A 26,692-nucleotide genomic window follows, 5' to 3' on the forward strand; every position below is an offset into this window, starting at 1 on the left:
TTTAACTTACGCACAAAAACCATCAATTTTTAAAGTTGATGGTTTTTTGATGCGATAATTTTTTTCTTTTTAATTACTTAAATTTGAAACCTTAAAGGATTAAAAATGAGCTTAAATTTAATAGAAATAGAAAGGGTAGAAACTATTACAAAAGAAGATTTTATAAAAAACTATTTTAAGCCACAAAAACCTGTTGTAATTCAAAATTTTATAAAAGATTGGCCAGCATATTCTAAATGGAATTTAGATTACATAAAACAAGTTGCAGGAGACAAAATTGTGCCTTTGTATGATGATAGACCTGTAGATTTTAAAGATGGTTTTAATGAACCACATGCAAAAATGCAAATGGCAAAATATGTAGATTTACTAAAAAGTAAACCTACAAAATTTAGAATTTTTCTGTGGAATGTTTTAAAAGAAGTGCCCATTTTACAAAAAGATTTTACCTATCCAGATTTTGGTTTAAAGTTGATGAAAGGCTTACCAATGTTATTTTTTGGTGGAACAAATTCGCATACTTTTATGCATTATGATATTGATTTGGCCAATATTTTTCATTTTCATTTTGAAGGCAAAAAAGAAATTATTTTGTTTGATCAACAACAAACGAAACACTTGTATAAAATTCCACATTCTTTAATTGTGAGAGAAGATATTAATTTTTCAGATCCAGATTTTAAGAAATGGCCTGCTTTAAAAAATGCAAAAGGTTATAAAACGTATTTAGAGCATGGGGAAGTATTGTATATGCCAGAAGGTTTTTGGCATTATATGAAATACCTAACACCAGGTTTTTCTATGAGTTTAAGAGCCATGGCAAGAAACCCTAAAAATTTAGGAAAAGCGATGTACAATGTTTTTGTGATGCGAACTATAGATACCGTAATGAGAAGAATAAAAGGACAAAAATGGATAGATTGGAAAAATGAACAAGCTATTAAACAAACCAAAATATAACTATAATTTGCTCTTGTAAAAATAAGTTCAAAAATAAAAAAAAGCCTCACAATCTTATTTGTGAGGCTTTTTTAAGTTAGACAGTTTAAATTACTTAAACAATCTAAAAATATCATTTCCGTTAGCAAAAATCAGCAATGTAAGTAATAATACAAAACCAACTATTTGTGCGTATTCTAAAAATTTATCTCCAGGTTTTTTACCAGTAATCATTTCCCAAAGGGTAAATACAACATGCCCACCATCTAAAGCAGGTATTGGTAAAAGATTCATAAAACCTAACATGATAGATAAAAATGCGGTAATTGTCCAAAAAGACTGTGCACTAAACTCATCAGGAAAAATACTACCAATAGAAATAAAACCACCCAAACCTTTGTAAGCACCAGTACTTGGGTTAAATATTTTTTTAAGTTGTTTTACGTAATCTGTTAATGTTTTCCAAGATTTGTTCCATCCAGCAGGTATTGCTTCAGAGAAAGAATATTTGATATCTGCTAAATCATAATAACCTAATTTTTCTAAATCTTTACCAGGTAAAATAGCCAAACCAACACCAAATTTACCTTCTTCTGTAACTTCTAAATTTACTTGTTTTGTTTCGTTACCTCTTTTTACAGAAACGGTAACTTTTTTATTTTTAAGATTTTGTAAAATAGATTCAGCTTGGTCAAAATATTTTATGGTATTACCATTTATAGCCGTTATAATGTCTTTAGGTTTTAAATCTGAACCAACATTAGGAGAATCTTCTGAAATGCTAGAAATGGTAAAAGGGTAACGTGGGTAAATTAAAGGACCCGCATTTTTACCTCTATCCATTAACTGAGAAATAAAATCTTCTGGGATTTCTTTGTCTAAAATTTGCCCATTTCTTTCAATTTGGTAGTTGTTTCCATTTATAAATTCTAAAGTTAAGCCTGCAAACTTATCTACTGCTTGCCCATCTACTGTTAAAATTTTATCTCCTGTTTGTAAACCTAAATTTTCTGCCAAAGCATTTTCTACCCAAATACCATCTTTAGCATTTACACTTTCGTTTGGTAAAAATTCTTCGCCATAAGACCACATTAACATAATGTAGATAAAAATACCCAATACAAAATTCACAAAAACACCACCTAGCATTATGATTAAACGTTGCCACGCAGGTTTAGATCTAAATTCCCAAGGTTTTGGTGGCAATGCCATTTGTTCCTTGTCCATACTTTCATCTATCATACCCGCTATTTTTACATAGCCACCTAAAGGAATCCAGCCAATACCATAAACGGTTTCTCCTACTTTTTTCTTAAAGATAGAAAATTTATAATCAAAGAATAAGTAAAACTTTTCTACTTTGGTTTTAAATAATTTTGCAGGAATAAAGTGCCCCAGTTCGTGCAAAACAATTAGTAAAGATAAACTTAAAATAAATTGAGATGCTTTTATTAATATTTCCATTCGGTATTAAATCATAATTTAAAAATCGAACAAATGTACGTTTTTAAAGAGAGTTGTAAAAGAACTATTAGAAGTTGCCTTTTTATTTTAACAAAGAATTTAGATTGCTTGGCTTTTCCTTTCTTTTTTAGGGCGATTTTAAGTCGTATTTTTGCAATATAATTTTGGTGATATGGAAGTTAAATTTTTTAAAAAATCGATACCTACGCTTATTTTTTTGGGCGTATTTTCTGCTTTGGCTATTCCTGTTTTTTATCACCTTTTAAAAGTAGATAAAAAATTGAAAATTTATAATCCTGCAGATGTAAATCCGCAATTGGTAGATTTTTCTATAAAGCATATTACAAAAGACCACACAATTGCAGATTTTAAACTAACCAATCAAAATGGAAATTTTATTACCAACAAAAATTACGAAAACAAAATTTATGTAGCAGATTTTTTCTTTACCCGTTGCAAAACTATTTGCATTGCCATGGCTTTTAATATGAGTGAACTGCAAGAATATTACAAAAATGATAAAGACATAATGTTTCTATCACATTCTGTAACACCAGTTATGGACAGTGTACCCGTTTTAAAAGAATATGCCATAAATAAAGGTGTAATAGATGGTAAATGGAATGTAACAACAGGGCCAAAAAAGCATATTTATGAGTTGGCAAGAAAAAGTTATTTTGCAGTTTTAGATCAAGGAGATGGTGGTGAAGATGATTTTATACATACAGAACAATTTGTTTTGGTAGATAAGGATAGACGTATTCGTGGCTATTATGATGGCACAGATCAATTAGAAATGGAAAAATTAAAAGAAGATATCGTTTTGTTAAAAGATGAGTATGCGAACAAATAAAGTTGTTTAGAATCATTCTAAATGCATATCTTTGTTCAATAACTTTAATTATTGCGCTAGTAATAATTTTTTATCCTATTTATATTGAATACAATTGCAACATTACTTAAAGGAGAAGTAGGTTACATTTCTGAAGATTCTTTAGATGTTATTCCACTTAAATTATTAGAAATGGGTTGTTTGCCAGGAGCAGAGGTAGCTTTGGTACAAATTGCGCCTTTAAAAGACCCTTTGTATATCTGTGTTAACGGAAGTCATTTGGCAATACGTAAAGAAACTGCAGCACAAATAAAAATATTAAAAGCAAATTAATGTCTAAAAACGATATAAAAGTTGCTTTAGTAGGTAATCCCAACACGGGTAAAACATCACTTTTTAATCAACTTACAGGTTTAAATCAAAAAGTAGGAAATTATCCTGGAGTTACTGTAGATAAAAAACAAGGCACTTCTAAATTATCTGCTACACAAAATGCTGTTATTACAGATTTACCAGGTACTTATAGCATAAATCCCACTTCTTTAGATGAAAGTATTGTATTAAAAACACTACTTAAAAAAGATATTAAAGAAACACCAGATGTAATTTTGGTGGTTGCAGATGTAGAAAATTTAAAACGAAATTTACTTTTATTTTCTCAAATTAAAGATTTAGAAATACCCACAGTATTGGCCATAAATATGGTAGATCAAATGGCCAAAAAAGGAATTTCTATAGATGTTTCTCTCTTAAAAGAAGAGTTAAATACAGAGGTTATTTTAATAAGTGCTCGTAAAAACGATGGTATTTTAGACGTAAAAGAAGCTATTATTCGCTGTCATGTTGCAGCAAAAGCATCGCCACTTTGTGGAATAGACTCTAAGATAGATCCAGATTATTTTTCTAGATTAAAAGAAATTAGTGCCAATTATTCTTTGTACGAATTATGGTTAATGGTTACCCAAGGCAACTACCCAGCTACCATTACAGAAGAAGAAAAAAACAAATTATTAGCATTTAAAAAAGATGTTACCAAACTAAAAAAATACCAACATAAAGAAACGATTTTTAGATATCAAGAAATAAATAAAATTTTAAAGAAAACCTATTTAGTAGACAAATCTAAGGCTACAGATTTAAGGAGTAAATTAGATAAAATATTTACGCATAAAATTTTTGGATACGTAATTTTCTTTCTAATTCTTCTTGTAATTTTTCAATCTATTTTTGATTGGGCAAGTATGCCAATGGATTTTATAGATGGTAGTTTTGCAAAATTGTCAGATTTTGCTAGAGCCAATCTACCAAAAGGTGTATTAGCAGATTTAATAGTAGAAGGTATTATACCAGGAATTGGCGGTGTATTAATTTTTATACCTCAAATTGTAATCTTATTTCTGTTTATTGCCTTATTAGAAGAAACGGGTTACATGAGTAGGGTTGTTTTTTTAATGGATAAAATTATGCGTCGTTTTGGTATGAATGGTAAAAGTGTAATTCCTTTAATTTCTGGAACTGCTTGTGCAATACCTGCAATAATGGCAACAAGAACTATCACAAACTGGAAAGAGCGTTTAATTACCATTTTAGTAGTACCTTTTACAACTTGTTCTGCAAGATTACCTGTTTACGCCATTTTAATTGCACTAATTATTCCAGAAACTAAACTTTTTGGGTTTTTAAATTTACAAGGTTTGGTATTGTTAAGTTTATATGCATTAGGTTTTTTAAGCGCAATAATTGCAGCATATATGTTACAAAAAACATTAAAAATAAGTACCAAATCCTTTTTTGTAATAGAAATGCCAAACTACAAAATACCTTCTTTTAAAAATGTATTTTTTGATGTTTTAGAAAAAACGAAAGCTTTTGTAATTGGAGCAGGTAAAATAATCTTAGCCCTTTCTATTGTGTTGTGGTTTTTAGCTTCTAACGGACCAGAATCCTATAAAAACGCAGAAAAACATACTATAGAAAGTAATATAAATAATAAGTTACAAGCCAATGAACTAGAACAAAAAATTGCAGCTGCAAAATTAGAGAACTCTTATATTGGTATTATGGGTAAATCTATAGAACCTGCTATAAAACCTTTGGGTTATGATTGGAAAATAGGTATTGCCTTAATTACATCTTTTGCTGCAAGAGAAGTATTTGTAGGAACCTTGGCAACCATATATAGTGTAAGTGCAGATGATGAAGATACAGCTACCATTAAAGAGCGCATGCGTTCAGAAATTAATCCAGATACAGGTAAAAGTATGTTTACCTTTCCTGTAGGAATGTCTTTATTAGTTTTTTATGCTTTTGCAATGCAATGCATGGCAACTTTAGCCATAGTAAAAAGAGAAACTAAAAGTTGGAAATGGCCTTTAATTCAGTTATTTGGAATGGGTGTTTTGGCTTATATGTCTGCTTTAATAACCTATCAAATATTAAGTTAATGCAACAGATTATAGTATATATATTAGTATTGGTGGCTGTTTTTTTTCTGCTGAAAAAATACATTCTTCCTTCCAAGAAAAAAACGGGTTGTAGTACAGATTGTAATTGCCATTAAAATTTAATATAAAATTAGCAAAGTTTTTTGTAATGATATTTATTTTTGGCAGACTTCCTGTGAAGTTTAACGTTACAAAAACAAATATAACCATGAAAAAATCTATGCTTACAATTGCAATTTTTGCAATTGCAATAATTACAAGTACAAACACCTTTGCACAAAAGTTCCCAAAATTAGATGTAAGTCCTATGGATGCTGCAGCTTTTCCAACCAATTGGAGAAACTCAGATAAAGTAGTAAAAGTAGTGTATAGTAGACCATCTTTAAAGGGTAGATCTTTAGCAAAATTAGCACCAAATGATAAAGTTTGGAGAACTGGTGCAAACGAATCTGCAGTAATTACATTCTATAAAGATGTAATTTTTGGTGGTAAAAAAGTAAAAAAAGGCACCTATTCTTTATACACAATTCCCACAGAAGGAGATTGGACAATCATTTTAAGTAATCAATTAAATTATTGGGGTTCTTACTTTTATAAGCAAGACCAAGATGTAGTAAGAGTTAATGGAGCAGTAAGTAAAGTAGAAGATTCTATTGAAGCTTTTTCTATGATGTTTGATAAAAACATGACCTTAAAAATGGGTTGGGAGCACACCGTTGTATCTGTGCCAATAACTGTAAAATAAGTTTAAATTATATAACTATTAAAAAAGCCACAAACTTTGTTTGTGGCTTTTTTCGGCTTCAAAGCTTTTTTTTCGCTTTTAGCAATAAATATCTCGTGTAAAGTATTAATTTACAGTTTATTTGTGTAAAACTTAATTAAAACTTTAAAAATGAAGCACATGAAACCAAATTTTAAAAGAACTTTTTTAAACCTTATACTTATAGCTAGCATTGTTTTTACCAGTTGCAGCAGTACTAAAGAAAATTTAGATTTAGAACTAGCTACAGCAAGCAAAATAGAAGTCTTAGAAAATGGAGAATGGCTTTTAAAAGACTTTGAAGATCGGGTAATGTATGCATTTGTAAATGGAGAACGTTTAACGTATTATGGTGTAGATAATGTTTTTCAAGATCAAGCAATACCAGGTACAGAAGCGTATACAATTTCTGGAGACGGCATAACTTTAGATTTTAATTTTGGCAATATAGTTACTTACCAAGTAAAGTTTTCTTGTGATAATACCATAGTAGAATTTTATAAAGATGGAGCATTAAATACAACACTTTACAAAAGAAATTCTAATTATAAAAATTGTTTGTAATCTTACATTTTTATCCTATAAAAAAAGAGCTTTCTATGTAGTTAGAAAGCTCTTTTTAATTTAAGAGAAATCTGTTTTTTGCTTACAAAGAATAAACGTAAATTTGCCCACTAAATAAGATGTAAGAGATGCAATATAACCATCAAGAAATAGAAAAAAATTGGCAAAAATTTTGGGCAGAAAATCAAACTTTTAAAGCCGAAGAAACTTCAGATAAACCCAAATATTATGTGTTAGATATGTTTCCTTATCCTTCTGGTGCAGGCTTACACGTTGGGCATCCTTTAGGTTATATTGCTAGTGATATTTATGCACGTTACAAACGTCATAAAGGCTTTAACGTTTTGCACCCTCAAGGTTATGATTCTTTTGGTTTGCCTGCAGAACAATATGCCATACAAACTGGCCAACACCCAGCAAAAACTACAGAAGAAAACATAAAAACTTACAGAAGACAATTAGATCAAATTGGTTTTTCTTTTGATTGGAGTAGAGAAGTGAGAACTTCTAATCCAGAATATTATAAATGGACACAATGGATTTTTATTCAACTTTTTAATTCGTGGTACAATAAAGACACAGACAAAGCAGAAGATATTTCTAGCTTAGAAAAAATCTTTATAAAAAATGGTAATGCAACTGTAAATGCTGTTTGTGATGATGCTGTAAAAACATTTTCTTCGGAAGAATGGAAGGCGTTTTCAACCAAAGAAAAAGAAGAAATTTTACTACAATACCGTTTAACATTTTTGTCAGATACAGAAGTAAATTGGTGTCCTGCTTTAGGAACCGTTTTAGCAAATGATGAGATTGTAAACGGAGTTTCAGAAAGAGGAAGTCATCCAGTAATTCGTAAAAAAATGACACAATGGTCTATGCGAATTTCTGCTTATGCACAACGTTTATTAGACGGTTTAGAAAAAATTGATTGGCCACAACCGCTAAAAGATTCACAAACCAATTGGATTGGTAGAAGTCAAGGTGCAATGGTTAGTTTCGAAATCCTATCCCCAACCCTTTCCGAAGGAAAGGGAGCAAATACGGAATCGAAAACGCCTGGTTATATGACTGGTGGAACAAATTCTTATTTATTGCTAGAAAAAGCAAAAGAAATGAGAGCAAACCCTACACCAGCAGAAGCTATTTTATGGAAACAGTTAAAAGGTAAAAAAACCAAGTTAAAGTTTAGACAACAACATTTAATCAATGATTATATAGTAGATTTTGTTTGTTTAACACGTAAATTAATAATAGAAGTTGATGGAAGAATTCACGACTATCAACTAGAAAAAGACGAAGCTAGAACTTTAGAATTAGAGCAAAAATCTGGTTTTAAAGTAATTCGTTTTACTAATGAAGAGGTAATTGGTAATATTGATGAAGTAATTCTTAAAATTGAAAAAGAGTTAAATAATCAATTTTACAATCTTCAAAAATTAGAAGAGAAAATCAAAAAAAGTCAAGAAAAAGAAAATAATATAAACATAAGCAACAAAGAGTCAGCTCCAACAGTGTCTCTTTCCTCTGGAAAGAAAGTCAGAGATAGGATTCAGGTTTTCACAACAAGACCAGATACAATTTATGGAGTTTCGTTTATGACATTAGCTCCAGAACACGAGTTGGTTTCAAAAATAACAACAGACGCACAAAAAGCAGAAGTTGAAGCCTATATAAAAGCAACTGCAAAACGTTCTGAGCGCGATAGAATGGCAGATGTAAAAACCATTTCTGGTGCTTTTACGGGCGCTTATGCAATTCATCCTTTTTCTGGTGAAAAAATACAAATTTGGATTGGAGATTACGTTTTAGCAGGTTATGGAACAGGCGCAGTTATGGCCGTTCCTTGTGGAGACGAGCGTGATTATGCATTTGCAAAACACTTTGGTATTCCAATTCCTAATATTTTTGAAGGTGTAGATATTTCTGAACAGGCACACACAGATAAAGAAGGAACTGTAATTGCAAATTCAGATTTTTTATCAGGTTTAAAATATAAAAAAGCACTAAAACTTGCCATTTTTGAAATGGAAAAAAGAGGTTTTGGCTATGGAAAAATAAACTACAGATTAAGAGACGCTGTTTTTAGCAGACAGCGTTACTGGGGAGAACCTTTTCCTGTGTATTACAAAGACGGAATGCCACAAATGATAGCTGCAAAACATTTACCAATTGTGTTGCCAGAAGTAGAAAAATACCTACCAACAGAAGACGGTAAACCACCTTTAGGAAACGCAACAGAATGGGCTTGGGATTCTCGTGCTAAAAAAGTAGTTGCTAATGAGAAGCTAAAAAACAAAACGGTCTATCCTTTAGAACTAAACACAATGCCAGGGTGGGCAGGCAGTTCTTGGTATTTTAACAGATATATGGATGCTAAAAATTCTGAAGAATTTGCAAGCAAAGAAGCGTTAGATTACTGGCAAAATGTAGATTTATACATTGGTGGATCAGAACACGCAACAGGACACTTATTATACGCGCGTTTTTGGCAAAAATTCTTGTTTGACAAAGGAATTGTACCTGTTGATGAATTTGCAAAAAAGTTGATTAACCAAGGAATGATTTTAGGAACTTCTGCATTTGTGTTTAAAGCTACTATTTTTGTTAAAAATGGTTGTGCAATAGACAAATCTAATGACGACGTTATTGAAAACATACCCACAGTATTTGTTTCAAAAAGTTTATTTTCTAATGATGATGAGTTTGAAACGGTCGTAAAAAATTATTTGTTAGATAAAAAATTACTGAATCCTAATTTTGCAGATTTGGTAATGATTACGAAAACACCATTACATGCAGATGTTTCTTTGGTAAATGCTTCTGATGAGTTAGATGTAGAAGGTTTTAAAAATCATCCCATAAATAAAGAATATAAAGATGCAATTTTTATAGCAGAAGATTTAGTAGAAAATGTTTTTAAAGTTTCTAGAGAAGTAGAAAAAATGTCGAAATCTAAATACAATGTGGTTAATCCAGATGATATTGTTGCAGAATATGGTGCAGATGCTTTGCGTCTTTTTGAAATGTTTTTAGGGCCTTTAGAACAAACAAAACCTTGGAAAACCTCTGGTATTTCTGGAGTTTCTTCTTTCTTAAAGAAATTATGGAAGTTGTATTTTAAAGGAGAAAAGTTTGAAGTTTCTGAAGAAAAAGCTACAAAAGATGAGTTAAAAATTTTACATAAAACCATAAAAAAGGTAGAAGAAGATATAGAAAACTTCTCTTTTAATACTTCTGTTTCTACATTTATGATTGCTGTAAATGAATTAACAGCTTTAAAGTGTAATAAACGCGAAATTTTAGAACCTTTGCTAGTTTTATTATCGCCTTATGCACCACATATTACAGAAGAATTGTGGAGGTTATTAGGTCATAAAACATCTATTGCTACTGTAGATTTTCCTGTTTTTGAAGCAAAACATTTGGTAGAAAGTGCTAAAAATTATCCGATTTCTTTCAACGGAAAAATGCGTTTTACTTTAGAACTTCCTTTAGATTTATCTAAAGAAGAAATAGAAAAAACAGTAATGGCACATGAAAAAACAGTAGCACAATTAGAGGGCAGAACACCTAAAAAAGTAATTATTGTACCTGGAAAAATAGTAAATATAGTAGGTTAGTACACAGTGTGCTTTTGGTATTAGCTTGTTTGTGCAGAAAATGTTTTTTGAAAATGTAATTTCGTTTTTGCGGTAAAATCTATCCATTTAAAAAACTAAATCTATAAATAATACTAATTATTAGATTTTATTCTTGCTAAAGTTGCAATTATATTAAGTTATTAAAGCTACTTTATATTTAAGTCTGCCTTATTTACAAAAGAGTTTTTACGTTAAAAGTAAACCAAAAGTCATTACAGTATTTGTAATGGCTTTTTTATTTTGGTATCTTTCCATGAAATTTATCATTAAAAATACAAAACCATTTTGTTTAAAGTTAAAAATATTTCTTTACGAATCCGTATCTTTTTATCGATGCTTTTTTTGGTTTTATTGGCCTCTATATTAATTTTGGTGGTTACAGTATACCAGTATGATGAGCAAACAAAAGACTATAACATTCAGCGTTTTGAACGTAAAGAAGCCATTACCAAACAAATCATAGATTTAGAGTTAAGTAATAAAACCACTTACGCGGTAAAAACAGAAAATTTAGAAAAGATTTTTAAAGAGCGTATTTATGAAATATCGTCTATTAATAAATTAAATATTGCCATATATAATTTAAAAGGTAAACTTTTAAAATCTTCTATTGCTGCTGCTTTCGAAAAAATTGATGTACAACCACTTACGCAAGAAATTGTAAAAGAGTTGGCACAAAACTCTAACCATAGAATTTTAAAAAATAAAGAAGTAGAAGGTACCAGTTACCAAACTTCTTACACCTATATAAACGATTCAAAATTTAAGCGAATTGGTATTTTAGAATTGCAGTTTACACAAGATAATTCAGAGATTGAGCATGAATTAAGAGAGTTTATTTCTAGATTAAGTTTAGTGTATTTGGTAATGTTTTTAATTGCCATTGCATTTGCTTATTTCTTATCCAGTTACATTACACGTTCTATAAAAACCATTTCAGATAAAATGCAGCAAACGCGTTTAAATGAACGTAATGAAAAAATTATTTTAGATACAGCAAGCTCAGAAATAGAAGTTTTGGTAGATGCTTACAATAGCATGATAGATCAATTGGAAGAAAGTGCAGCAAAATTAGCAAAAAGCGAACGGGAACAAGCATGGAGAGAAATGGCAAAACAGGTGGCTCATGAAATTAAAAACCCACTAACTCCAATGCGTTTAACTGTACAAAGTTTTCAAAGAAAATTTAATCCTGAAGATAATAATATTAAAGAAAAATTAGCAGAATATAGCCAAACTTTAATTCAGCAAATAGATGTAATGAGCTCTATTGCATCTGCTTTTTCTGATTTTGCCAAAATGCCATCACAAAAAAAAGAAGAAATAGAGGTGATAAGTGTGGTAAAATTTGCCTTAGACATTTTTAATGAAAAATCTATAGCTTATCAACCCAAAGAAAAAGAATTGTATGCCTTTTTAGACAAAACCCAATTAATTAGAATTGTTACCAATTTGGTTAAAAACGCAATTCAAGCAACAGATAAGGAAGAAAACCCACTCATAAATGTATTTGTTTTTTCTGAGAAAAATAATTTAAAATTAGAGGTTACAGATAACGGAAAAGGAATTGCAGATAATGTAAAAGAGCTAATTTTTGAACCAAAATTTACCACAAAATCAAGTGGAATGGGTTTAGGTTTAGGTATGATTAAAAACATCATAGAGGCTTACGATGGTACTATTTCTTTTGTATCTAAAGAAGGAGAAGGTACCGTTTTTACGGTTGTTTTACCAAAAAAATAGGTGTTTATCAAAATTGTTTTTTAAACTAAGATCTTTAGTATTGATAAGTAAAAAATAAAATCTATTATCAAAGTATAGTTTCTTGTTCCTTTTTTTTAATCTAAAAGATACAATGCTATAAAACACAAATCATTTTATAAAATCTAATTTTTTAATTCTTATTCTTGACAATTGAATTTAAAAATGCAATTTTAAATGCGACTAAATATTTCTTAAGTGTTCTAAAAAAATAAATAATGAGAAAGAAGAAATTAATGGATTTTCATAGGTTTTTAGATGAAGCTGGTGATACTACTTTCTACGGTAAAGGAAAGAGAAATATTATTGGAGAAAATGGAGTTTCAAAAGCGTTTATCCTTGGAATGATAAAAATTAAGGATCCATTAGATGAGGTAAGAGATAAAATAAATGAGCTTCAAAACAAAATAATTGGTGATGAATTTTATCATGTTCCCAGTGTTCTAAAGAAAATTAAAAAAACAGGATACTATTTGCATGCTACAGATGATTTACCAGAAGTTAGAAAAGAAATGTTCGATTTAATGAAAACCATAAATTGTAGTTTTGAAGCTGTTGTAGGAAGAAAAGATATTGAGCGTTATGAAACAAAACATAAAGGTAAAGAAGAATATTTTTATGCAGATTTATTATCTCATTTACTTAAAAATAAATTAACAAAGCATGACAAATTGGTTATGCATATTTCAGAACGAGGTAAAAGCACTAAAAATCATAATTTAGAATTAGCTTTTTTAAAAGCCAAGCAAAGATTTTCCAGGGTTAATAAGGATAAAGAATCAAAAACTGAAATAGTTTTCAATGTAAATTATCCAACTAAAGATCCGTTATTAAATTTGGTAGATTATTTTTGTTGGACAATTCAACGTGTTTTTGAAAGAGGAGAAATCAGATATTATAATTATATTAAAGATCAAGTAGTATTAGTAGTTGATTTATATGATAGTAATAAATATGAAGGTTGGAAAAATTATTATGATAACAGAAAAAATCCACTAACATCTAAAAATAAAATAAGCCCACTAAAACACTAATTTTAAATTAAATTTAAAATAACGACGTGGAGTCGACTTTCGTGTTCCGCAGACTAATAGATACAAATATAAGAAATATATATGGATATATAAAAATGAATATTATCAGTTTATAGGAAATGTATATGATTAAAACCAAAACAACCATGAATTATCAAAACATACAAGTAACAAAAAAAGATAGTTTAGCACAAATTACCATTAACAGACCAAAAAAATTAAACGCTCTAAATAAAGCAACAATACAAGAGTTACACACTGCATTTGATACTTTAGAAACAGACCAAAGTATTAAAGTTATTATTTTAACAGGAAGTGGAGAAAAAGCCTTTGTAGCAGGTGCAGATATTTCTGAATTTGCCCATTTTACAGAACAAGAAGGTGCAAGTTTAGCAAAAGTAGGACAAGAAATTTTATTTGATTTTGTAGAAAATTTAGACACACCAGTTATTGCTGCTGTAAATGGCTTTGCATTAGGTGGTGGTTTAGAATTGGCAATGGCTTGCCATTTTAGAATTGCTTCAGAAAACGCAAAAATGGGCTTGCCAGAAGTTTCTTTAGGTGTTATACCAGGTTATGGTGGTACACAACGCTTGCCACAATTGGTAGGTAAAGGTAAAGCTATGGAAATGATTATGACAGCTGCTATGATTTCTGCAGAAGAAGCAAAACAACTAGGTTTGGTAAATTATGTAGTAGAATTAGAGGCTTTATTACCTTTGGCAGAAAAACTAGCGGGTAAAATAATGCGCAATTCTTCGGTGGCTATTAGTGCTGCAATTGTTGCTATTAATGCAGGTTATAAAGAACCTATTACTGGCTTTAAAACAGAAATAGATAGTTTTGGTAGTTGTTTTGCTACCGCAGATTTTAAGGAAGGTACTACCGCGTTTTTAGAAAAAAGAAAACCAAATTTTCCTGGAAATTAGTTGTTATCATTACTTTCTTATGCAAAAAAAACGAGTCTTTGAAGACTCGTTTCTAACAAAACATAAAATATAAAACTAAAGGATTAAAGTATAAATTCTTTCAAATAAGATTTTCCAGAATTTTTTACAACTACTTTATAAGCGCCTTTAATATCTTCTTCTAATTTTAAAGTTCTATTTACAATGTTGTGTGTTGTTTTATCAATTGTTTCACTGTAAATCATTTCATCTTCATAATACACTATGATTTTAGTTGGTTTTTTAGAAAACGATATTTGAGAAAATAAAATTAAATTATCTTTAGTTCTTAAAACGGGCTTAAAAACAGTTTTTTGAGCTGTAAAATTTACTTTACCGTCGGCAACTGTAAATTCCTTTATAATAATTTCAAAATCTTTATCCAATTCTGTGCTATATGTTCCTTCTTCTAATTTAGATAAATCAAAAGTTTTAGTATAAGCTCCAGAAGTTTTAATTTGTTGTTTATAGACTACAGCACCTGCTATATTTTTTATAAATAAAGTATTTCCTTTTTGTACGTCGTTAAAAGTAACTTTAACTTTTTCGGCAGCCAAACCTTTTAAATTGTTTGCCAACTCGTTTGCGTTGCTTAGTAAGCTACCAAACAGTGTAGCCATAACTAATAGTGTTTTAATTGTTGTCTTCATTTTTTTTCATTTATATGATTAATAACACTACAAAGATATGGTAGAATTAAACTTTGTAAAACAACAAAATTAGCCACTTTATATACTATATTTTATCAAAAATAATATTAAGGTTAATTAAAGGGTTAATTATGTATAGTTTATAGGTAATTTTAAAAAATAAATAACTAAAAAAAAGCGAGCCTTAAAAGGCTCGCTTTACCATTAAATTATAGCAGTAATTTAATGCATCAATTAACTAAATCTTAAAGGTTAAAGTTTTTGGTAAAAGACCTGTTGTTAGATTTTATAACAACTGTATAAGCACCTTTTTCTTGCTCAGATACTCTGTAAACTCTGTTTAAAATACTTTTAGCATCTGTAACAGTTTCTTTATAAATCATTTCATCTCCATAATATAAATTTACTTTTAACGGTTCTTTATTAAAAGCTATTTTAGAGATTAAAACCAAGTTGTTTTCTGTTCTAATAATTGGTTTAAAAACTTTTTCTACATTGTCTTCAAAAGTTACCAAACCTTTGCTTATAGAAAAAGATTTTACAATAATTTCAAATTCTTTTTCCAATTCTGTTGTATAGTTTCCTTCTGCTAAATGAGATAAATCAAATGTTTTAGAAAATGCACCATTTTTTTCAATTTGTGCACTATATACAGAAGTACCTTCTAAATTTCTTATAGATAAGACTTGTCCTTTTTTTGCGGCAGTAAATTCTACAATTACATTACTTACTTTAGAAGTATTGTTTTCTTTTGCGTTGTTGTTTCCGTTAGTAATTAATGTTCCAAACATTAAAGCTACTACTACTAGTTTTTTTACTATTGCTTTCATAATTTTTGTTTTTATCATTGTTCATGATGTTTAACACTACAAATTTATGGCGTTTATAGATCCCTGAAAACATTTAAATTAGCAAATATATACACTAAATTATCTATTAAATTAAGGTTAATTGAATGTTAAGTTAATTTAGAATACAATAATGTTAATTTTATAAGCGTTATTTCATTTTTGTGTTGTAATTTTGCACATATATAAATAGGTTATGAAAACAAAACCAACATTAGAAAAAATAACACCAAGTTTTGGTAGTTCTTTGTTAGTTAAACAGCACGTACAGTTTTTAAAGAAGAATAAGGCATTTTGGCATTTTCATCCAGAAATAGAAATTGTATACGTTAATAAAGGGAAAGGAAAAAGGCATATAGGTAACCATATTGGTTATTTTAACAACAGTCAGTTGGTTTTAATTGGTTCTAACTTGCCACACATGGGTTTTGTAGATCGTTTAACAACTAATGGTTCAGAAACCTTAATACAATTTAAGCCAGATTTTTTAGGAGCAGATTTCTTTAGTATTCCAGAAATGCAGGCAATCAATCAATTATTTGAAAGAGCAAAAAAAGGCATTCGTTTTAATATAGAAATTAAAAAAAGAATTGGTGCAAAAATAGAAAATTTAGCGGGTTTAGAAGGTGCTGAAAGAATTATTGCGTTTTTAAACATACTAAAAGAATTGGCAGAAACAGACGATTATACCATTTTAAATGCAAATGGTTTTGCTTTTGAAACCCAGCCACAAGACAACAAAAAAATAGATGTTATATTCAAACACATTAACGAGAATTTTACCAGAAGCATTCCTTTAGAAGAAGTAGCCGATTTGGTAAGTATGACAGTGCCTGCATTTTGTAGATTTTTCAAAAAAACCACGTCAAAAACATTTACAAAATTGGTAAATGAGTATCGTGTGGTGCATGCAACAAAATTATTATCAGAAAGCAATATGAGTATTGCAGACATTGCTTTTGAGTGTGGTTTTAATAATTTTTCTCATTTTAATAAATTGTTTAAAGAGTTTACAGGAAAATCAGCTTCTAAATACAGAAGCGAAATGTTGAACTTAATTCAATAGCACATTTTCTTCAAAAAGGGTAAAAAACCGACTCAAAATTTAAAATACGCATTTTTATACAGGTTTAAGATTATTTTTTTAAACAAACATGCAATTGGGTTACTTAAAAATAAAAAGGCTTTAAATATAGAATTTTAAAGCCTTTTTTTATTAGCAAAAACTATGTAATAAATTTATGTATAGTTAAAACTTATTGCAGTCCATTCCATTCATTATAGAATTGTTCCAAATAAATTTCCATAAACGCATGTCGTTTTTCAGCAATACGTTTTCCAGTAGCTGTATTCATATGTTCTTTTAAAAGCAGCAATTTCTCATAAAAATGATTTATGGTAGGAGCCGTAGAATTTTTATACGCCTCTTTCGTCATATTTAAGTTGGGTAAAATCTCAGGATCATACAACGCTCTATTTTTAAAACCACCATAATTAAAACATCGTGCAATACCTATTGCCCCAATAGCATCCAATCTATCTGCATCTTGCACTACTGCTAACTCTTTAGAATTAAAGGTTTTGGCAGTAGTATCAAACGTATTTTTAAAAGAAATGTGTTTCATAATATTTACAACATGTACACCCGTTTTTTTAGGTACATTTTGTGCAATTAAAAAATTTGTTGCTTTTTCCGGACCAATTTTTTCGTTACCGTTGTTAAATTTTGGGTCGGCAATATCATGCAAAAGCGCGGCTAAAGAAACCACAAAAACATCGGTTTTTTCATCTTTAGAAATTAAAATAGCGTTTTTAAAAACGCGTTCTACGTGAAACCAATCATGCCCACCTTCTGCATTTTGCAACTCTTTTTTTACAAAGGCTATCGTATTTTTAATAACAATTTCTTTATTCATAATTATTTTCTAGAGGCCAATTCTTTTTGTATTTTTTTCAGTTCCATGTACATATAAATACTCATAGGAATAAAAAGTAAAGGTAACAAAGTGTTAAAAGAAAACCCTTCTATATAGGTTTGGTAAGCACTCACTAAAATTAATAAAAAAACCACAACAATCTTAAAAAAGAACATTTTTTGCTGTGTTTTTAATTTCTTTAAAAGTTCTTCTTTGGTATAATTGGTAAAAGCCATAGGTGTTTTTTAGTAAAATTAAAAAAACCACACGATTTTTTTTTCATGTGGTTTTTCAAAGTTCTCTTTCTTCAAAAAGCTTTAGAATAGCTTAACAATATTCGTCATAAGCCTGTGCCAAATTTTCTGCAATCATTTGTGCAGAGCGTCCTTCTATATGATGTCTTTCTAGCATGTGCACTAAATTACCATCTTTAAACAAAGCCATTGCTGGCGAAGACGGCGGAAAAGGAATCATAAATTCACGCGCTTTTTGTACAGATTCTTTCTCTACACCTGCAAAAACCGTAGTTAAATTGTCTGGTGTTTTAGCAGCGCCTAAAGAAGCAATTGCTCCTGGTCTTGCAGTACCTGCAGCACAACCACAAACAGAGTTTACAACCACTAAAGTTGTTCCTTTTTTTGCCATTGCCTTTTCTACATCTTCACCGGTATATAATGCTTCAAAACCAGCATCAATTAACTGGTCTCTCATTGGTTTTACTAATTCTTCTGGATACATAATTATATAATTTTATGTAACAAAGATAAGTATTTGTTTTGCAAAATTCAACCTTAATATAAACGCTGTTTTCAATAGAAATATCAACAAAATTTATAGGGAATTATTGTTGTTGATTTATAATAATTTGGGCATGCCCATTGCTATAAAAAAGTTTCGTTACACTGCACTTTTCTATAGCAATCGTCAGGCTTTTCGCACTCGCTTTATTTTCGTACCTCAAATAAGAGCTCAAACAAATGCTACAATCCTTCATGCAAGAGCAAACTTTTGGCTACAAAACAGTTTTCAGCATTTTTTCAAAAAAAAGAAAAAAAAATCGAAATTATGTACAATCTAACCCCATAAAAAAATAATACTTTATAAGTAATTTGGTAAATTTACGGCAACAAAAATCAATTATGGGCAAATTTACAAAATGGATAGGAGCAGGCTTGGGTTTTACGTTAGGTGGCCCAATTGGTGCAGCAATAGGTTTTGCAATAGGTAGTTTTGTAGACGGTTTTTCAGAAAAAGATCTGGTTTTAGAGCAAGGCGAATATCAACAAAAAACAAGCAAAGAAAAACAAAGTGCACAAACACAATCTGGCGATTTTGAAATGAGTCTATTGGTTTTAGCCTCTATTGTAATAAAAGCAGACGGTAAAATAGATCAAAAAGAATTAGATTTTGTACGTGCTCAATTTTTAAGAATGTATGGTAAAGAAAGAGCCAACAATGCCTTTAAATTATTTAAAGGTGTGGTTAAACAAAATATCTCTTCGCGTCAAGTTTGTATGCAAATAAGAGAACACATGTCTCATGCAGCGCGTTTGCAATTGCTGCATTTTTTATTTGGTATTGCAAAGGCAGACCAATTGGTGTCTCATAAAGAAGTAGAAGAAATTAGAAAAATTGCAGGGTATTTATATATAAATAATAGCGATTACAACTCTATAAAAGCCATGTTTTATAATGAGGCTGAAAATGCGTACAAAATTCTAGAAATTACAAAAGCGGCTACAAATAACCAAATTAAGGCAGCTTACAGAAAAATGGTAAAAAAATACCATCCAGACAGGGTGCAAAATTTAGGAGAAGCGCATATTAAAGGTGCCAAAGAAAAATTTCAAAGTGTACAAGAAGCTTATGAGAAAATTAAAAACGAACGTAACTTTTAGTTTTCTTCAAATAATTGTGCAACAATTGTAACGCAAACAAAAAAAATGTGTTGTTCGTTATAATTTAATTTAAACCTTCCATAATTTTCTAAAAATGGTAAAACTTACAAGCTTTTTATAAAAACTTACAAATTAGTAAACTTAGTTATTAACAATTATACTAGGTTAATTCTTCTTTAATTGGGGTGTCAAAGACATTGTCTATGCTAAAAAAAACCTAAGTAACTAATTTTCAGTTTAATAAAATTTAACTTTTTTTTTGGAATATGTTAAAAACTTTTCTAAATTTGTTAAAGAACTAAATTCCCCAATATGCTTCATTTAACAATTACCCATTTACCCTTTATTAAATTAAGACAACTTTACAATTTGTATGTGAAAGTTACAGTTTGTTTTGTGCAATAAATTAAAAAAAATAAAGAAAGTCAATTATTTCTAGTGACTTTTTTACAATTTAGGGTCTTTAACTTAATACAACATTAAATACAGCACTTTAAAGTGCACACAATATATTTAAAATAATTTTTTAAATTTTTAGAACAACGTAGCGCTAACGGCTAATCTACAAATTTAGAAAATTAGAAGAAAACAATAGTATAGTAAAATAATTGATGATTATGACAAAAATTACTTCAAACAAAACAAACCAACAAACCTTTAAAGGTTTCCTATTGTTCATGTTGTTTTTAATTGCTATGACAACTGCAGGTTATGCACAGTGTGGAGACACCTCAGCAACTGGTGATTGTGATGGTGACGGTATTAATAATATCGATGATCTAGACGATGACAATGATGGTATTCCAGATTCAGTAGAGGTAGCTCCTTGTGGTCTTGTCTTTGATAATGCTTCATTTACTTTGCCACCTCCTTTTACGAGGTCAGAAAATTGTAGCCAAGGTATTTGGTTTGATGCAGCTCCAGTTTATGCAATTGGTGGTGCAGATAATCCTTGCTTTCAGGTAGATGCAAATCAAAATACAATCACAGATTTTACTACAGGTTTAGGTACGGGTGGTTCTATAATAGGTATTCAGGCAGGCCCTTCAGATAACGGTGCCGAAGATTTTTTGCAAGTAGTTAGTTTAACGCTTCCTGCTCAGCCAAATCAAGATTTTGAATTTAGTTTTGCTAACATGATTTGGGCTAGAACAGATTTTGCTGGTGACCCTAGCATAGTTGATAGCACTTTGGAAGGTCAAATTGAATTAAGAGTAAACGGTAGTCAATTTATAATATTAGATGGTGAGGCAGGTCTTGGTTTCGGTGCCTGGGAATTCGATAACTTTTTTGTGAATTCAGGTTCAGATAATTTTATAACTGTAGATGTTTTTGTTAAAAGAGGGCCAAATGTGGGTGGTAACGATTACTTATTGGATGACATAAGTTTGCAACCTCTATTTTGTGATTTCCCTGATGCCGATGGAATTTCAAATCAATTCGATTTAGATGCGGATAATGATGGGATTTATGATGTTGTAGAAGCAGGTGGTATAGATAGTAATAATGATGGTATAGCAGATGATGATGATAATAATGCTAACAATACAGCTACCAATGGTTTTCCTAGTTCTGCAACTTTAGCAGGTTTAGATCCTGTGGATACTGACAATGATGGGGCTTTAGATTATTTAGACACAGACTCTGATAATGATGGTTGTTCTGATGCAAATGAAGCTTATGAAAATCCTAACGCTGATGGTGGTGATGGCGGACAGTTTGGAATGGGAGATCCATTATTGCTTTCTGAAGCTGAAATAAATCAAGACGGTACAGTATTTGGTTCTGCAGCAACATATCCTGGTACTAATAATGCGGTAGTAACTGCTTCGCGCGCAAGTATTTCGAAAAATATAGCTGATGTTACAGCTCAGCAAGGAGATGCTGCAGCCTTAATAGTGGTGGTACAAGCAGATCAAACCACAACTTTTGATGCTAACGGTGATCCTGTGTATTCAGATGCTTTCAATGCTAATGAAGGTTTGGCGTATCAATGGTTTAGAAACGGCGTTATAATAGATAACACAACAGACGGCGGTGTCTATTCTAATTTCAATACCTCTCGTCTAAGTATTTCAGATGTTACAGGATTAGATGGGTTGAATTACTCGGTAGAAATTACCATGCCGGGTCTAAACTCGGGGGCAATGATTCCGGCTAATATCTGTATAGAGTTAACAGATTCAGGAACATTAAATGTAGTAGAGCGAGATTCAGATGGTGATGGCATAGTAGATAGTTTAGATCAGTGTCCTGGTTTCGATGATTCTTTAGATTTTGATAATGATGGTGTTGCAGATGGTTGTGATGATGATGATGATAATGATGGTATTACCGATACTCAAGAAAGATTTATATGTAGTTTAGATGTTTCACCAAATTTAGCGGTTGGAGCAACAACAGCTAATCAGCCAGTTATGGCTGGTGGTACTGCTACAATTAATAATGTTTACCCTTTTAGTGGGGTGTCGGTTAATATTACAGCAACTGCCGAAGATGATCCTTCTAATGATGCTTCTTTAAACAACCAACCTGCGCAAGTAGGCGGTTTTCAGGCAAATGATCCAAATGTATCTTCAGAAACGATACGTATGCAGGGTTTTAGAACAGATTTTCTTGATGGAGAAGCGGCTATTTTTGAATACGCGTTTACCGATATTGTTGGGACTCCTCAGTTTACACTCCTAGGTGTTGATGGCGGAGATATAATTACCGTTACCTCTGCTGCGGCGCCAGGTACTAATGCGCCTGTACAATTTTTTAATTCCAGAAATAATGAGAATTTCAGTGAAAACTTTGACGGTGCGCCCACACCTACAGCTAATACAAACCTAGTACTATCAGAGGCTATAAACAACAATACGAGTTCGGCTTCTTATGTTTCGTATGCAGCGGGTTCAGCCGATTTAAGTATAAATTCAGTAGATGTTCGAATTAATGGTTTAGTTTCTGCTTTTACAATACGAGTTTCAAAGGTTAAACGTGATGGAAATATATATAACTCGGGACTTTCAACGGTTATACTGTCTAATTTTAATTATTGTGTAACTCAGGATACCGATGGTGATACAGTGCCTGATTTTAGAGATCTAGATGCCGATAACGACGGTATTTATGACGTAGTAGAAGCTGGTGGTAAAGATACAAATAATGATGGTTTTGCCGACGGACTTACAGATACGGTAACAGGTATTCCAAGTAGTGCAGGTGCAGGTTTAGCGCCTATTGATACTTTAGGTGATAATACCTTTGACTTTTTAAATGGCGATAGTGATGGCGATGGTTGTAGTGATGCAAACGAGGCATATAACGATGCTAATGCCGATGGTGGCGACGGCTTACAATTTGGTACAGGAGAACCTGCACCAATAAATGCAAACGGTACCGTAATTGCAGCATCCTACTCTACAGCTCAAAATCCACAAGTTTCAGGAGTTACAGACCCAACAGATGATTTAGGCTGTGAAATTGACAGCGATGGCGATGGCGTATTAGACAGCGCAGATATTTGCCCAGGTGGAGATGATAGTGCAGATAATGATAATGATGGTGTCCCAGATTTTTGTGATCTAGATGATGACAATGATGGGATACCAGATACTGCAGAAACATTATGTAGCGCTACAAGCGTAACAAGATTGGTGTTTATTATTGACGATTCTGGTTCAATAAGTGATGCAGAAAGAGCTAGCCTAACAATATCTTTGCAAAAACTTGCAGATGATTTAGAAGTTAGGGGTAATGTGGAAATTGCAGTAGTTCAATATGGTAGTCCCAATGTGCCACAGAGATTTGGGAGTCATACTTTTGCAATTGTTTCAGGATACACTTCAAATCCAACAATAGCGATTTCTAATAATACAAATCTCAATTTTGATCACTTACCAGAATCTATAGATCAAATGATTGACGATGGAATATTTGATGATGGAGGTCAGTTAGCTAATCCTTCGGGGTTTTTTATATTTACAGATGCGGAGCGTAGTTTTACCATTGGTATTAATGCTGTTTCTGCTCTAGTTGATGAGGGAGGTGCTGATTCACCAGAAGCATTAAACGACTTTGGGGAGTATCAGCGTTTATCTAGTTTGTACAATGCTTCAATATCAGCATTTCAAGCTAATAGTATTGCTCAAGATTCAGATGGAATACAACAAGGAGGAGGTATCTATATTATAGATAACACATTTGATATACCGGATGCTAGTATAGACGCATTAGGAGCTGCTATATTTAATAATTCAGCTTGTGATCTTAACGATAATGATTCAGATAACGATGGTATTCCTAATCAATTTGATTTAGATGCAGATAACGATGGTATATACGATGTAGTAGAAGCAGGAGGTCAAGATGCAAATAATGATGGTTTAGCCGATGGACTTACAGATACGGTAACAGGTATTCCAAGTAGTGCAGGTGCAGGTTTAGCGCCTATTGATACTTTAGGTGATAATACCTTTGACTTTTTAAATGGCGATAGTGATGGCGATGGTTGTAGTGATGCAAACGAGGCATATAACGATGCTAATGCAGATGGTGGTGATGGTTTACAGTTTGGTGCGGGAGAGCCTGGTGCTATCAATCCAAATGGTACAGTAGTAGCAGCATCCTATTCTACAGCTCAAAACCCACAAGTTGCAGCTGTAACTGCAGTCGGGCCCAATGCAGATGGTGATTCCCTTGCAGATACTTGTGATGATGATGATGATAATGATGGGAATCCAGATAGTAACGAATTAGCTAACAATTCTGATCCAGGTGTATCAGGTGCAATGGATGATATGGAAACTACGCCTTTAGACACGCCAGTTACAATCAATATATTAGACAATGACGATTTTTTACCAAATAATGATCCTAACAACTTAGGAAATACAATAATTACTCCAGTAAGTAACTCTGGTACGGGTACTGTAACTTTTGATCCAAATACAGGCGAAGCAACCTATACACCAGGTCCTGGAGAAGTTTTAGGTCCTATTACAATAGTATATCAAGTATGTAATGATGTTGACAATGACACAACATTTGATGCCAACAATATGCCAGCAACAAACACAGCAGACGATGTTTGTGAGCAAGCAACATTAACTATTGAGTTAACAGATATTGACAGCGATGGCGATGGCGTACTAGACAGTGCAGATATTTGTCCAGGTGGTGATGATACTGCCGATAATGACGGCGATGGTGTACCAAATATTTGTGATCTCGATGATGACAATGATGGTATTTTAGACACAGAAGAAGGGATTTGTACTAACAATTTTACAAAAATTAGACCTAGCGATTTTGGTTTTCCAATTATGTCTTCTGGCAATAATGGAACAGCAGATGTAAGTGCTAATTTTGGATATCCTCCTGGGAGTATTATTGTAACGGCTACCAATGCTGTTGTTAATGATAATGGTACAGAGTTTATAGTAAGTAATGGAGGTATTGCAGATAAATCTACTTTTACATTTTCAGGTACAATTCCTGTCAGAATAGAAGCACAACATGGCTCTGTATTACCAGGTAACTTAGGTGTTATAGACGGAATCATATCTGAAGATACGATATTATATGATTTTGATGATCCAAATAATGTTTTTGATGATACAAATTATGATTTAATTCAACAGGGTAGTACTTATTTTGTTGAAAAGGTAATGTCTGATGGTCCTCTTAACAGATACCAAGTAGGAAGGTGGATTTCACAAGAGTACGCTAGGTCTGTTTCACTTTTCTCAACCTCTTCAAGTCCGGGTAATTTAATTATTTTAAGAGTATGTGCACCAATAGATACAGATAGAGATGGAGTTCCAAATATTTTCGATTTAGACTCAGACAACGATGGTTGTCCAGACTCAATAGAATCAGGAGGTGCCGATGCAGATGGTGATGGTATTTTAGGAGATACAGCAACAATGGTAGATGCAAACGGACAAGTTACCACAGGTAGTGGAGACATTTCAGATGGTTATAATGGAGCTAGCATTAATAATGCAGAAACAGTTGCTACAGAAGTAGTAATAGCTACTCCACCAGCAGACCAAACGGTGAATAGTGGTACAGATGCAACGTTTACGGTAGCCGTTACTGCTACGAATACAACATCTTTTTCTGGTTTTGCACCAAGTACCACACCAGATTATAGTGCTAATTCAGGTAACGCAGATGGCAACATACAATATCAATGGTATTTAGGCGATTCTACAGATCCAACTAATGCAATAGCTAGTCAAACGACTAACACCTTAACACTTAACGGAGTAGACCTTTCTATGGATGGTAATGAATATTGTGTAGTAATTACACATCCAGACAATTTATGTTTTACAGAAACAAGATGCGCTACTTTAACTGTTGAAGAATCGGCTGATGTAGCGGTTAATAAAGTATTAACAACAACAGGACCTTTCGCTATTGGAAGTGTTGTTACTTACGATATTACAGTAAGTAATGCTGGACCAAGCACAGCAACAAATGTGGTGGTTACAGATACTCCAACAAATTTAACAATTACTGGAGTTACAGGAGGAGGATGTTCATCATTCCCTTGTACAATACCAAGTATTGCTCCAGGATCTCCTGCAAGCGATGTGGTGATAACGGTTACAGCAGAAGTTGCCGATTCTGGTAACTTTACAAACGGAGTAACAGTAAGTGCAGATCAACCAGATCCAAATTTAGCAAACAATGAAGATGCAGATACTGAAACAGACAATATAGGAAATGTACCAGAGTTAAATCCAACAGCAGATAATGAATCTGTAACGGGTGCAACAATCAACACGCCATTAAACATTAGTGTTTTAAATGGTGATGAAGATCCAGATGGTGATAATGGGAATTTAATGATTACAGAGATTATAGATCCTAATAATGGTAATTTAGCAACACCAATTGCACCAGGCTCAACAGTAACGTTAAGTGATGGTACCATGGTAACCTTACAGACCAATGGTACTTTAGATGTAGTTCCAGCACCAGATAGCACAGAAGT

The 26,692-nt window shown here is 31.7% G+C and carries 19 protein-coding genes and 1 pseudogene; 14 read left to right on the forward strand and 6 right to left on the reverse strand.

Annotation, left to right across the window (positions count from 1 at the left end):
- The first annotated feature begins 105 nt into the window (after positions 1-105).
- Entirely contained in the window at positions 106-960 is an 855-nt protein-coding gene (locus tag Q0762_RS02045) for a cupin-like domain-containing protein (RefSeq protein WP_298763127.1), read from the forward strand.
- A 90-nt stretch (positions 961-1,050) separates the two neighbouring features.
- Here the strand turns inward: Q0762_RS02045 and rseP are convergent, their stop codons facing one another.
- Positions 1,051-2,403: an RIP metalloprotease RseP gene (gene rseP, locus Q0762_RS02050; protein ID WP_298763129.1), complete on the reverse strand. Its 1,353-nt coding sequence runs from the start codon at positions 2,401-2,403 to the stop codon at positions 1,051-1,053.
- A gap of 172 nt (positions 2,404-2,575) precedes the next feature.
- On the opposite strand from rseP, the gene Q0762_RS02055 reads away from it, so the two are divergent.
- From Q0762_RS02055 to Q0762_RS02100, 10 genes are all read left to right on the forward strand, one after another.
- Positions 2,576-3,256 carry an SCO family protein gene (locus Q0762_RS02055; protein ID WP_298763130.1) on the forward strand — a complete coding sequence of 227 codons (681 nt, stop codon included), beginning with the start codon at positions 2,576-2,578 and terminating at the stop codon, positions 3,254-3,256.
- A gap of 84 nt (positions 3,257-3,340) precedes the next feature.
- Positions 3,341-3,568: a FeoA family protein gene (locus Q0762_RS02060; protein WP_298763132.1), complete on the forward strand. Its 228-nt coding sequence runs from the start codon at positions 3,341-3,343 to the stop codon at positions 3,566-3,568.
- Positions 3,568-5,679: a ferrous iron transport protein B gene (gene feoB, locus Q0762_RS02065; protein ID WP_298763134.1), complete on the forward strand. Its 2,112-nt coding sequence runs from the start codon at positions 3,568-3,570 to the stop codon at positions 5,677-5,679. Before Q0762_RS02060 ends, feoB begins: the two co-directional genes overlap by 1 nt.
- Complete coding sequence (locus Q0762_RS02070) at positions 5,679-5,795, forward strand: FeoB-associated Cys-rich membrane protein (RefSeq protein WP_298763136.1); 117 nt, start codon at positions 5,679-5,681, stop codon at positions 5,793-5,795. Before feoB ends, Q0762_RS02070 begins: the two co-directional genes overlap by 1 nt.
- 92 nt (positions 5,796-5,887) lie before the next feature.
- Entirely contained in the window at positions 5,888-6,424 is a 537-nt protein-coding gene (locus Q0762_RS02075; RefSeq protein WP_298763138.1) for a DUF2911 domain-containing protein, read from the forward strand.
- Between the two features lie 159 nt (positions 6,425-6,583).
- A complete protein-coding gene (locus Q0762_RS02080) occupies positions 6,584-7,006 on the forward strand; it encodes a hypothetical protein (protein WP_298763140.1) in 423 nt (140 codons plus the stop codon).
- Positions 7,007-7,134: 128 nt separating this feature from the next.
- Complete coding sequence (locus Q0762_RS02085; RefSeq protein ID WP_298763142.1) at positions 7,135-10,626, forward strand: class I tRNA ligase family protein; 3,492 nt, start codon at positions 7,135-7,137, stop codon at positions 10,624-10,626.
- Positions 10,627-10,980: 354 nt separating this feature from the next.
- On the forward strand, positions 10,981-12,390 hold the full coding sequence (locus tag Q0762_RS02090; protein WP_298763168.1) for an ATP-binding protein: 1,410 nt from the start codon (positions 10,981-10,983) through the stop codon (positions 12,388-12,390).
- A gap of 236 nt (positions 12,391-12,626) precedes the next feature.
- A complete protein-coding gene (locus Q0762_RS02095) occupies positions 12,627-13,442 on the forward strand; it encodes a DUF3800 domain-containing protein (RefSeq protein WP_298763144.1) in 816 nt (271 codons plus the stop codon).
- 146 nt (positions 13,443-13,588) lie between these two features.
- Complete coding sequence (locus tag Q0762_RS02100) at positions 13,589-14,371, forward strand: enoyl-CoA hydratase-related protein (RefSeq protein WP_298763169.1); 783 nt, start codon at positions 13,589-13,591, stop codon at positions 14,369-14,371.
- Between the two features lie 83 nt (positions 14,372-14,454).
- Here the strand turns inward: Q0762_RS02100 and Q0762_RS02105 are convergent, their stop codons facing one another.
- Positions 14,455-15,039, reverse strand: coding sequence for a hypothetical protein (locus Q0762_RS02105; RefSeq protein ID WP_298763146.1), 585 nt, complete (start codon positions 15,037-15,039; stop codon positions 14,455-14,457).
- A gap of 245 nt (positions 15,040-15,284) precedes the next feature.
- Positions 15,285-15,869 carry a hypothetical protein gene (locus Q0762_RS02110; RefSeq protein ID WP_298763148.1) on the reverse strand — a complete coding sequence of 195 codons (585 nt, stop codon included), beginning with the start codon at positions 15,867-15,869 and terminating at the stop codon, positions 15,285-15,287.
- A 214-nt stretch (positions 15,870-16,083) separates the two neighbouring features.
- On the opposite strand from Q0762_RS02110, the gene Q0762_RS02115 reads away from it, so the two are divergent.
- Positions 16,084-16,953 (forward strand): AraC family transcriptional regulator, encoded by an 870-nt coding sequence (locus Q0762_RS02115; protein WP_298763150.1) that lies wholly within the window; start codon positions 16,084-16,086, stop codon positions 16,951-16,953.
- Between the two features lie 190 nt (positions 16,954-17,143).
- Here Q0762_RS02115 and Q0762_RS02120 read toward each other — a convergent pair whose 3' ends face one another.
- The 3 genes from Q0762_RS02120 to Q0762_RS02130 all read right to left on the reverse strand — a co-directional run bounded on the left by Q0762_RS02120 (position 17,144) and on the right by Q0762_RS02130 (position 18,541).
- The gene (locus Q0762_RS02120) at positions 17,144-17,803 is read right to left on the reverse strand and encodes an HD domain-containing protein (RefSeq protein WP_298763152.1); all 660 of its coding nucleotides are present in this window, start codon (positions 17,801-17,803) and stop codon (positions 17,144-17,146) included.
- A gap of 2 nt (positions 17,804-17,805) precedes the next feature.
- Positions 17,806-18,039 carry a hypothetical protein gene (locus Q0762_RS02125; RefSeq protein WP_298763153.1) on the reverse strand — a complete coding sequence of 78 codons (234 nt, stop codon included), beginning with the start codon at positions 18,037-18,039 and terminating at the stop codon, positions 17,806-17,808.
- 91 nt (positions 18,040-18,130) lie between these two features.
- Entirely contained in the window at positions 18,131-18,541 is a 411-nt protein-coding gene (locus tag Q0762_RS02130) for a BrxA/BrxB family bacilliredoxin (protein ID WP_298763155.1), read from the reverse strand.
- Positions 18,542-18,942: 401 nt separating this feature from the next.
- Between Q0762_RS02130 and Q0762_RS02135 the strand changes: the two genes are divergently transcribed.
- Entirely contained in the window at positions 18,943-19,701 is a 759-nt protein-coding gene (locus Q0762_RS02135; RefSeq protein ID WP_298763156.1) for a TerB family tellurite resistance protein, read from the forward strand.
- Positions 19,702-20,318: 617 nt separating this feature from the next.
- Positions 20,319-26,692: pseudogene (locus Q0762_RS02140) on the forward strand (hypothetical protein); the annotation flags it as partial.

It is taken from the genome of uncultured Polaribacter sp., assembly GCF_947495205.1.
Lineage (GTDB): Bacteria > Bacteroidota > Bacteroidia > Flavobacteriales > Flavobacteriaceae > Polaribacter.

Bases quoted from the DNA above. Each gene is read 5' to 3' on its own strand.
- Q0762_RS02085 (WP_298763142.1), top strand. From the start codon at position 7,135: ATGCAATATAACCATCAAGAAATAGAAAAAAATTGGCAAAAATTTTGG.
- rseP (WP_298763129.1), bottom strand. From the start codon at position 2,403: ATGGAAATATTAATAAAAGCATCTCAATTTATTTTAAGTTTATCTTTA.
- Q0762_RS02070 (WP_298763136.1), top strand. From the start codon at position 5,679: ATGCAACAGATTATAGTATATATATTAGTATTGGTGGCTGTTTTTTTT.
- Q0762_RS02090 (WP_298763168.1), top strand. From the start codon at position 10,981: ATGCTTTTTTTGGTTTTATTGGCCTCTATATTAATTTTGGTGGTTACA.
- Q0762_RS02100 (WP_298763169.1), top strand. From the start codon at position 13,589: ATGAATTATCAAAACATACAAGTAACAAAAAAAGATAGTTTAGCACAA.
- Q0762_RS02055 (WP_298763130.1), top strand. From the start codon at position 2,576: ATGGAAGTTAAATTTTTTAAAAAATCGATACCTACGCTTATTTTTTTG.
- Q0762_RS02110 (WP_298763148.1), bottom strand. From the start codon at position 15,869: ATGAAAGCAATAGTAAAAAAACTAGTAGTAGTAGCTTTAATGTTTGGA.
- Q0762_RS02120 (WP_298763152.1), bottom strand. From the start codon at position 17,803: ATGAATAAAGAAATTGTTATTAAAAATACGATAGCCTTTGTAAAAAAA.
- Q0762_RS02080 (WP_298763140.1), top strand. From the start codon at position 6,584: ATGAAACCAAATTTTAAAAGAACTTTTTTAAACCTTATACTTATAGCT.
- Q0762_RS02105 (WP_298763146.1), bottom strand. From the start codon at position 15,039: ATGAAGACAACAATTAAAACACTATTAGTTATGGCTACACTGTTTGGT.
- feoB (WP_298763134.1), top strand. From the start codon at position 3,568: ATGTCTAAAAACGATATAAAAGTTGCTTTAGTAGGTAATCCCAACACG.
- Q0762_RS02115 (WP_298763150.1), top strand. From the start codon at position 16,084: ATGAAAACAAAACCAACATTAGAAAAAATAACACCAAGTTTTGGTAGT.
- Q0762_RS02095 (WP_298763144.1), top strand. From the start codon at position 12,627: ATGAGAAAGAAGAAATTAATGGATTTTCATAGGTTTTTAGATGAAGCT.
- Q0762_RS02130 (WP_298763155.1), bottom strand. From the start codon at position 18,541: ATGTATCCAGAAGAATTAGTAAAACCAATGAGAGACCAGTTAATTGAT.
- Q0762_RS02135 (WP_298763156.1), top strand. From the start codon at position 18,943: ATGGGCAAATTTACAAAATGGATAGGAGCAGGCTTGGGTTTTACGTTA.
- Q0762_RS02075 (WP_298763138.1), top strand. From the start codon at position 5,888: ATGAAAAAATCTATGCTTACAATTGCAATTTTTGCAATTGCAATAATT.
- Q0762_RS02045 (WP_298763127.1), top strand. From the start codon at position 106: ATGAGCTTAAATTTAATAGAAATAGAAAGGGTAGAAACTATTACAAAA.
- Q0762_RS02125 (WP_298763153.1), bottom strand. From the start codon at position 18,039: ATGGCTTTTACCAATTATACCAAAGAAGAACTTTTAAAGAAATTAAAA.